An 8,404-nucleotide genomic window follows, 5' to 3' on the forward strand; every position below is an offset into this window, starting at 1 on the left:
AGCACCTGCGTCCGGCCGTCTGCTACTGGCACAACTTCTGCTGGAAGGGCGAGGACGTCTTCGGCCTGGGCAACACCGTGTTCCAGCGTCCCTGGTTCGCCGAGACCGACCCCATCAAGGCCGCCCACCTGAAGCTGGACGCCGCCTTCGACTTCTTCGGCAAGCTGGGCCTGCCTTACTGGTGCTTTCACGACCGCGACGTCGCCCCGGAAGGCGCCAACCTCACCGAGTCCAACCGCATCCTCGACGGCCTGCTCGAAGCCGCCGCAAAGAAGATGCAGGACGGCAAGGTCGACCTGCTGTGGGGCACGGCCAACCTGTTCTCCAACGGCCGCTTCATGAGCGGCGCGGCCACCAACCCCGACCCCGAGGTCTATGCCTATGCCGCCGCGCAGGTCAAGCATGTGCTGGAGTGGACGCACCGCCTGGGGGGCGCCAACTACGTGCTGTGGGGGGGCCGCGAAGGCTACGAAACCCTGCTGAACACCGACCTCAAGCGCGAGCTCGCCCAGTACGGCCGCTTCCTGAGCAGCGTCGTCGAGCACAAGCACAAGATCGGGTTCAAGGGCACCATCCTCATCGAGCCCAAGCCCCAGGAGCCCACCAAGCACCAGTACGACTACGACAGCGCCACGGTCTACGGCTTCCTCAAGACCTATGGCCTGGAGAAGGAGGTCAAGGTCAACATCGAGGTCAACCATGCCACGCTGGCCGGCCACAGCTTCGAGCATGAAGTGGCGACCGCCTGCGCGCTGGGCATCTTCGGCTCGCTGGACGCCAACCGCGGCGACGAGCAGCTGGGCTGGGACACCGACCAGTTCCCCAACAACCACGCGGCCCTGGTGCCGGCGATGCTGGAGATGATCCGCCACGGCGGCTACACCACGGGTGGCACCAACTTCGACGCCAAGGTGCGCCGCCAGTCCATCGATCCCATCGACCAGCTCGAGGGCCACATCGGCGGCATGGACACCATGGCCCGCGCCTTCCTGTCCGCCGCCGCGCTCTACGAGAGCGGTCAGCTGGAGAAGGTCGTCAGCGAGCGCTATGCCGGCTGGAACGGCGAGCTGGGCCAGAAGATCCAAGGCGGCGCCAGCCTGGACGACCTCGCGTCCCTCGTGCACAGCCAGGGCCTCTCGCCCCAGCCGCGTTCCGGCCGCCAGGAGCGCCTGGAGAACATCGTCAACAACTTCGTCTGATCCATGTTCCTCGGCATCGACCTCGGCACGTCCGAGCTGAAGCTGCTGCTGCTCAACGAGCAGCACCAGATCGTCGCGACCGCCGGCGTCGCGCTCACCGTGCAGCGGCCTCGGCCGCTGTGGAGCGAGCAGGATCCCGAGGCCTGGTGGGCCGCCCTCGATGAAGGCATGGCCAGGCTCGGCCAGAGCCATGCCGCGGCCCTGGCCCGTGTGCGCGGCATCGGCTTGTCGGGGCAGATGCATGGCGCGGTCACGCTGGACGAGGCCGGCCGCGTGTTGCGGCCGGCCATCCTGTGGAACGATGGCCGCAGCGCCGCGCAATGCGCCGAGATGATGGCCGCCTGCCCCGAGCTGCCGGCCATCACGGGCAACCTAGCGATGCCGGGCTTCACGGCCCCCAAGCTGGCGTGGATGCGCCAGCACGAGCCCGAGCTCTTTGCCCGCGTGGCCCAGGTGCTGCTGCCCAAGGACTGGCTGCGCCTGCAGCTCAGCGGTGAATGCGTCAGCGAGATGAGCGACGCCGCCGGCACGCTGTGGCTCGACGTGGCCCGGCGCCGCTGGTCTCCCGAGGCGCTGGCGCTGACGGGGCTGAACGAGCGCCACATGCCGCGCCTGGTCGAAGGCAGCGAACCCAGCGCCAGCCTGAAGCCCGAGCTGGCCGCGCGCTGGGGCATGAAGGCCGGCATCCCCATCGCCGGCGGAGGCGGTGACAACGCGGCCAGCGCGGTCGGCATGGGCGTCGTCAGGCCCGGTCAGGGCTTTCTGTCGCTGGGCACCTCGGGCGTCATCTTCCTGTGCAACCCGGCCTTCAGCCCCAACCCGGCGCGGGCGGTGCACGCCTTCTGCCATGCACTGCCCGACACCTGGCACCAGATGAGCGTGATGCTCAGTGCGGCCAGTGCACTGTGCTGGGTCACGCAGTTGCTGGGCGAGCCCGGCGAGGCCGAGCTGATCGCCAAGGTCGCCCGGCTCACGCCGGCCCAGCGCGAACACGCGCCGATCTTCCTGCCCTACCTGAGCGGTGAACGCACGCCGCACAACAACGCCAATGCGCAGGGCGTGTTCTTCGGCCTCACGCACGAGCATGACGCCGCAGCCCTGGGCTATGCGGTGCTGGAAGGCGTGGGCTTCGGCCTGCTCGACGGCTGGCAGGCGCTCCAGGCCGGCGGTGGCACGGCGCAGTCGCTGTGGCTCGTCGGCGGCGGCGCGCGCAGCGTGTGGTGGGCCCGGCTGCTCGCCTCGCTGCTGAACGTGAGCCTCGTCAACGGCGTCGGCGCCGAAGCCGGCGGCGCGCTGGGGGCGGCGCGCCTGGCCTGGCTGGCCTGTGGCGGCACGGTGGACGACGTCTGCCGCACGCCCGAGATCGCCCGCGTGGCAGAACCCGCTGCCGCGCTGGCCACGGAACTGCAGCCGCGCTTCGAACGCTTCCAGCGGCTGTACGGCGTGCTGCGCAGCGAGTTCGCCTGAGCCCGCCCCCGCGCGTCCTCAGTGATGCGCGCGGGCACGGGCCTCGGCGTTGCGCTTGCGTGTCTCGGCACCCTTGCGGGCCGACGCCGAGCGCTGCGCGGCGGTCCGGCCGGCCGCAGCCTGGCCGCCCAGGCGTCCGCCCTTGCGTGAGGGCTCGTGGTTCTCCGGCTGCCCAGGGCCCGAGCCCGACTTCTTGCCGCCACCGGTCTCCTTGTTGACGGTGGCCCAGGCGCGACGCTCGGCCTCGTCCTGCGGCACGCCGCGGTGCTCGTAGCCTTCCTCGATGTGCCGGGCCTGGCGTTTTTGCTTGTCCGTGTAGGACGACTTGTCACCTCGGGGCATGGTGCGCTCCTGACGTTGAGAGCTGTCCACCCTGCGCCCGCGGCCGGGCCCGGGTTGTAGGACGTCGTGCCGCTTACATCCCGTTGAGGCGTCTCAGAAGTCTTCCCAGCGGCCGGTGTCGTCGCCCGCCATGGCGGAGCGGGCCTTGACGAGCGGCGCAGTGGCCTGGGCCGGACGTGGCGCCCCGGGGCGCTGGGCCGGCGCAGCGCGCACGGCCGTCGGCGGCTGCGGCTGCGGCTGCGCCTGTGCGTCCAGCTTGAACTGGTCGACCACTTCCGCCAGCCGCGCGGCCTGGTGCTTCAAGCTCTCGGCGGCCGCCGCCGATTCCTCGACCAGGGCCGCGTTCTGCTGCGTGACCTGGTCCAACTGGTTGACGGCCTCGCTGACCTGCGTGATGCCCTTGGCCTGCTCGCCGCTGGCCGCGTCGATCTCGCCGATCAGGTCGGCAACGCGGCGCACGTGGGCGACGATCTCGCCCATGGTGTTGCCGGCCTCCGCCACCAGCTGCGAACCTGCATCCACCCTCGCCACGCTCTGGCTGATCAAGGACTTGATCTCCTTGGCGGCTTCGGCAGAACGCTGCGCCAACACCCGCACCTCGCCGGCCACGACGGCGAAGCCCCGCCCCTGCTCGCCGGCGCGCGCCGCCTCCACGGCGGCATTCAGCGCCAGGATGTTGGTCTGGAAGGCGATGCCGTCGATCGTGCCGATGATGTCGACGATCCGGCGAGAGCTGGTCGTGATCTCGTCCATGGTGCTGACGACCCGGCCCACCACCTCGCCGCCCTTGGAGGCCACGCCGCTGGCACTGGTGGCGAGCTGAGTGGCCGTGCGCGCGATGTCCGCGTTCTGCCTCACCGTCGCACTCATCTCCTCCATCGAAGCCGCGGTCTGCTGGAGGTTGGACGCCTGCTCCTCCGTGCGTTGCGACAGGTCGGCATTGCCCGTGGCGATCTCGGACGAGCCGGTGGCGATGGAGTCCGAGCTGTGGCGGACCTGGCTGACGATCCTGACCAGGTTGTCGTTCATCGTGCCCAGAGCGCGCAGCAGCTGCGCCACTTCGTCGCGCCCCTGCGCAACGACGCTTTGGCGCAGGTCACCGACGGAGACCGCCTCGGCGAGCTGCACGGCCGCCGCGACCGGCTGGGTGATGGAGCGCGTGATCAGCCACGCGAGCACGGCGCCCGTGACGATCGCAAACACCGCGGCCGCCAGGGTGATCCATTCCGCGCTGCGCCGGGTGGCCTGCGCCGCGTCGAACTCCTGCTTGGCCACGCGCACCTGCAGGCGCTGGAGCTCATCCAGCGTGTCTGCGACCTGGGGCGCCATCTCGGCGACCTTGCCCTCGTAGAGAGCGCGCGCGGCTTGCAGATCGCCCTTGAGCAGGGCGGCTCGCGCCGGCGCCAGGCCTTGCTGGGCATAGCTGGTGCGGGCCGCGACGAAGCGGTCGGCGAGTTGCTTTTCCTCGGGCGTCAGCTTGGTGGCCAGGTACTGCTGAAGCAGCTCGTCGATGGACTTGATGTTGGCGCCCAGCTCCTGCGACCGCTTCTCGATCACGTCAGGCTCGGGCTTGAGCATCATCTCCGCGAGCAGGAAACGGTTGCGGATGGTCAGCCGGCTGATGTCGCCCAGCTGGGCCAGCGGCACGGTGCGATCCTCGTAGACGGTCTGCAGGCCTGCGGCCACCTGAGCCAGGCTGGCCCGCCCGAGCAGCGCCACCGCGGCCAGCAGACACAGCATCAGGCCGAAGGCCAGTCCCAGACGCGGGCCGATCCTGACTTGCTTCAACCAGTCCATCGCACGCTCCCGTTTGGAGCGGCAACTTTAGGCAGGGCTGGGTCGCGCTGTCAAAGGGATTGTGCGGCGCAACAAGCTGTGGGCCGCGCCCCGGCCAAAGCCCTTGCACACAGGCGCGCCGCTCACCAGGCCTTGAAGCGCCCCGTCACATGCAGCAGGGCCATGAACTGCAGCAGACCGTCGTAGTAGCGCCATTGGCCGGACGGCGGCTGCAGCGCCCAGAGGTCGTTGACGAAGCGTTCACCCAATGCCTGGTCGACCAGCAGCGCGGCAACGGCATTGCTGGCGATCAGGCCCTGGGAAGGCTCGTCATTGAGCGGCCGGCCCTCCAGCGTGTAGAGGTGGGGATAGGGCTTGCCGCCCTGGCCCTGGGCGGCGAAGAACGTCAGCAACCGGTGACTCAGGCCGGCGGCGTCGGGGTTACGGCCCCACCAGGCCTGGTCCACGCTCCAGTTCACCGCGGTGCGGAAAGCGTCGTAGCGGAAGTCCTCGTGACCCTCGTGCACGCGCGGGCGGCCGTCGAACTCAGCGTAGTCGGGCGTCAGACCCGTGCGGGGATGCGCGGCGACGGAGAAGTAGGCTCGGCTGATGTCGGCGATTTCGGCCCAGCGTCGGCGATCCCCGGGGTGCTCGGCACGACGGGCCCAGATTTCGTAGAAGGCCGGCAGGTGGTAGGACGGGTCGCTGAAATCCGCGGCTTCGCCGATGGGCACGAACACGACCTGGCGACGGTCCGGGGAGAACATGGCCCGCACGCCGTCGACGATGCCGCCGTTCATCGCCTCCTTGTGCAGCATGGTGCCGAGCAGGGCCTGGGCCTGGGCGTTGTAGTCGTAGAGGCCTTGCCCGTTGCCCCAGCGGCCAGCGGCCATCAGCAGGGCCGTGGCGAAGTACTCCTCGCCGTCCGAGGCCGGCACGGCGTCCTTGTCGCAGCCCCTGGGCTGGCACTGCCAGCGGAAATAGCCGGCGCGCGGCCCGGTGCGGTAGCGCATGTGGGTGGCAGCCCAGTTCCACAGCGCGTCGAACTCGGCCTTGCGGCCCATCTGCACGGCGATCATCATCCCGTAGGACATGCCTTCGCTGCGCACGTCGGCGTTGCCCACGTCCAGCACATAGGCGGCCGGGCCGTCGGGCGTGGCCGCCGCGGGGTAGACGACGCGCTGCGTCGCGCCGCCTTCGAACAGCGAGGCCCAGTAGCCGGCCAGCTTGGCGTCGATGTCGGCCTCGCTGATGTCGGGACGGATCTCGCGCAGCAGGTTGCGGTAGCGTCCCGTGATCGCCGCCCCGCGCGGTGCGGCCGTGGCAGCAGCCTGCGGCGCCAGCACGAGCCGGTGCAGCACGGCGTTGTCGTCCAGGCGCCAGATGCGGATGACGTGGCGGCCCGGCTGCAGGCCCTTGAAGACGGCATGCAGCACGAAGTCGTTGTCCTTGACGGCCCGGGCCCAGTCCCGCTCCTCGCGGCTCAGCTCCGGGCCGGGCGTGGGCGCGAGGTTGAGCCGCAGCTCCTGCGCCGCCTGGTCGTCCATGGCCACGGCCAGGCGGATGCCCCCCGCGTTGCGCGTGTCCAGCGTGGGCACCATGTGCAGGCTCAGCCGCATGTCGCCGCCTTGCCGCAGATCGACGTCGTACTCCAGGCGCACCCCGTCGGCCAGCGTCGTCGGCGCACGCCCTTGCGGCAGCGTCGTCACGGCGCCGAGGCCGGGTCCGAGGTTGGGGATGGCGGTCCACGCCAGACCCTGGCCGTCGACGGCACGGCTGAAGCGCGGCGCCTCGATGCTGATGCCCTCGGCAGCGATCGCCGCGCCCCGCGCCAGTTGGCGCTGCACCTCGGCCGCATCCGCGTTGCCGGGCACGCGCAGCACGGTCGGCATGATGTTGTGGTCCGGCTGCTGCCAGCCGGTGTAGCCGATGTGGGTCTGCAGCATCATGCCGGCCCATTTGCCGCCGTTCAGTGCGTGGTACTGGTCGGCGATGGCCTGATCTCGCGCGAACGCGGCCTCGGCTCGGTCGGCAAACACGTTGGCCCGGGCGTCGCCGGCCTTGGCCAGCCGCTGGTTCCAGGCCGCTGCGTAGTGCAGGCGGTAGAGGTTGGCCATGGCCCGCACCGGGTGCTCGACGAGCTGGAAGTAGGCATCGAGCTGGTTCGGTGCCAGGGCCTGCCTGACCTGGGCGACCCGCGCCTCCAGCACATCCCACTCGGCCACACGGCGGCCGAAATCGCCGCCATCCAGCACGTCGGCGGAGGCGCCGCCGAGGGCGAAGCTGGTTGGATCGATCAGCTCGGGCTTTCGCCGCGCCGCGTACTGGCTGTAGCGCGTAACCAGCTCGCCGATCTCCGCCGCGTGGACCGCGCCGAACGTCTTTGCCGCCCAGTCTTTCGGGTAGGCCGCCAGCGCCCCGGGCGTCATCGACTTGGGCGACCAGGCCATGTCGAGGAAGAAGTGGATGGGGAATTCCATGGGCTTGATGTCGCCCACGTTGACGATCCACAGCGCATCGGCGCCTCGCTCGTGCGCGAGGTTCATCTGCTGCCAGGTCTTCTCGATCTGGTTGGTGTTCAGCCACTTGTAGTTGCGCGGCCCGCCCACGTAGTCGAAGTGGTAATAGACGCCGTAGCCGCCCTTGCGCTTGAGATCGCCCGTGGGCAGTCGGCGCACCTGGCCCCAGTTGTCATCACAGAACAGCAGCAGCACGTCGTCGGGCACCTGCATGCCCTTGTCGTGGTAGTCCTGCACCTCCTTGTACAGGGCCCACATCTGGGGCGTCTTCTCGGCGGGCTGGCGGGTCACGTCAGCCAGGATCTGGCGCTGGTCCTTGACGATGCCCTCCAGCAGGCTGATGGCCGTGCCCTCACTCATGGGCTCGTCGCCGTCGCCGCGCATGCCGATGGTGACGAGGCTGTCGAAGGCGCCGCCGTCGGCACGCCCCATCATGCGCTGAACGCCACCCCGCCAGAACTCGCGCAGCTTGTCGGCGTTCTTCGCGTAGTCCCAGGCGCCGCCCTTGGCGCGCGTCCATTCGTCGTGGGCGCGCATCATGGGCTCGTGGTGCGAGGTGCCCATGACGACGCCCATCTCGTCGGCCAGGACCATGTTCTTCGGATCGTCGGCGCCGAAGGCGCGCGGCTGCCACATGGCCGGCCACAGGTAGTTGCCGCGCAGGCGCAGGATCAGCTCGAAGACATGGGCGTAGAAGGCCGCGTTGGTGCCGCCGAACTTGGCCTGCGCCCAGGTGCTGAGCGCCGGCGCTTCGTCGTTGATGAAGATGCCGCGGTACTTCACCTCGGGCTGGTCGCGTCGCGCGCCAGCGGCGAGGTAGACGTTGGCCTGCTGGCGCACCGGCACGTCGGCCCACCAGGCCCAGGGACTGACGCCGATGCGCGCGGAGAGGTCATAGGTGCCGAAGACGGCGCCGCGCCGATCCGCGCCGGCGATGACCAACGCACGCGCCACGCCGGGCCAGGGCTGTTCGACGACGGCCTGGACATAGCCCTCCCACTGGCCCTGGAGGCCATCGAGCGTGAGCTTGCGGCGTGCGACCAGGTCGTCCAGCACGGCGCTGCGGCCCAGCTGGGCGATGACGACCACTTCGCCGCGCGC

At 70.0% G+C, this 8,404-nt stretch carries 5 protein-coding genes; 2 read left to right on the forward strand and 3 right to left on the reverse strand.

What is annotated here, in order from left to right; translation table 11 throughout:
- A partial coding sequence (gene xylA / locus VGF12_RS10100) for a xylose isomerase (RefSeq protein ID WP_331175905.1) occupies window positions 1–1,199 on the forward strand: 1,199 nt, incomplete at its 5' end.
- A 3-nt stretch (window positions 1,200–1,202) separates the two neighbouring features.
- On the forward strand, window positions 1,203–2,666 hold the full coding sequence (xylB, locus tag VGF12_RS10105) for a xylulokinase (RefSeq protein ID WP_331175906.1): 1,464 nt from the start codon (window positions 1,203–1,205) through the stop codon (window positions 2,664–2,666).
- Between the two features lie 18 nt (window positions 2,667–2,684).
- Here xylB and VGF12_RS10110 read toward each other — a convergent pair whose 3' ends face one another.
- The 3 genes from VGF12_RS10110 to VGF12_RS10120 form a co-directional block, all read right to left on the reverse strand.
- On the reverse strand, window positions 2,685–3,008 hold the full coding sequence (locus tag VGF12_RS10110) for a plasmid stabilization protein (protein WP_331175907.1): 324 nt from the start codon (window positions 3,006–3,008) through the stop codon (window positions 2,685–2,687).
- A gap of 93 nt (window positions 3,009–3,101) precedes the next feature.
- Window positions 3,102–4,805 carry a methyl-accepting chemotaxis protein gene (locus VGF12_RS10115; protein ID WP_331175908.1) on the reverse strand — a complete coding sequence of 568 codons (1,704 nt, stop codon included), beginning with the start codon at window positions 4,803–4,805 and terminating at the stop codon, window positions 3,102–3,104.
- Window positions 4,806–4,927: 122 nt separating this feature from the next.
- Window positions 4,928–8,404 (reverse strand): glycosyl hydrolase family 8 (locus VGF12_RS10120; RefSeq protein WP_331175909.1); only part of this gene is annotated, 3,477 nt, incomplete at its 5' end.

The sequence above is a fragment of the Roseateles sp. genome (genome assembly GCF_036404855.1).
Taxonomy (GTDB): Bacteria; Pseudomonadota; Gammaproteobacteria; order Burkholderiales; family Burkholderiaceae_C; genus Pelomonas.

Excerpts from the sequence above, each read along its gene's own strand:
- VGF12_RS10110 (WP_331175907.1), bottom strand. The coding sequence starts at position 3,008 with ATGCCCCGAGGTGACAAGTCGTCCTACACGGACAAGCAAAAACGCCAG.
- xylB (WP_331175906.1), top strand. The coding sequence starts at position 1,203 with ATGTTCCTCGGCATCGACCTCGGCACGTCCGAGCTGAAGCTGCTGCTG.
- VGF12_RS10115 (WP_331175908.1), bottom strand. The coding sequence starts at position 4,805 with ATGGACTGGTTGAAGCAAGTCAGGATCGGCCCGCGTCTGGGACTGGCC.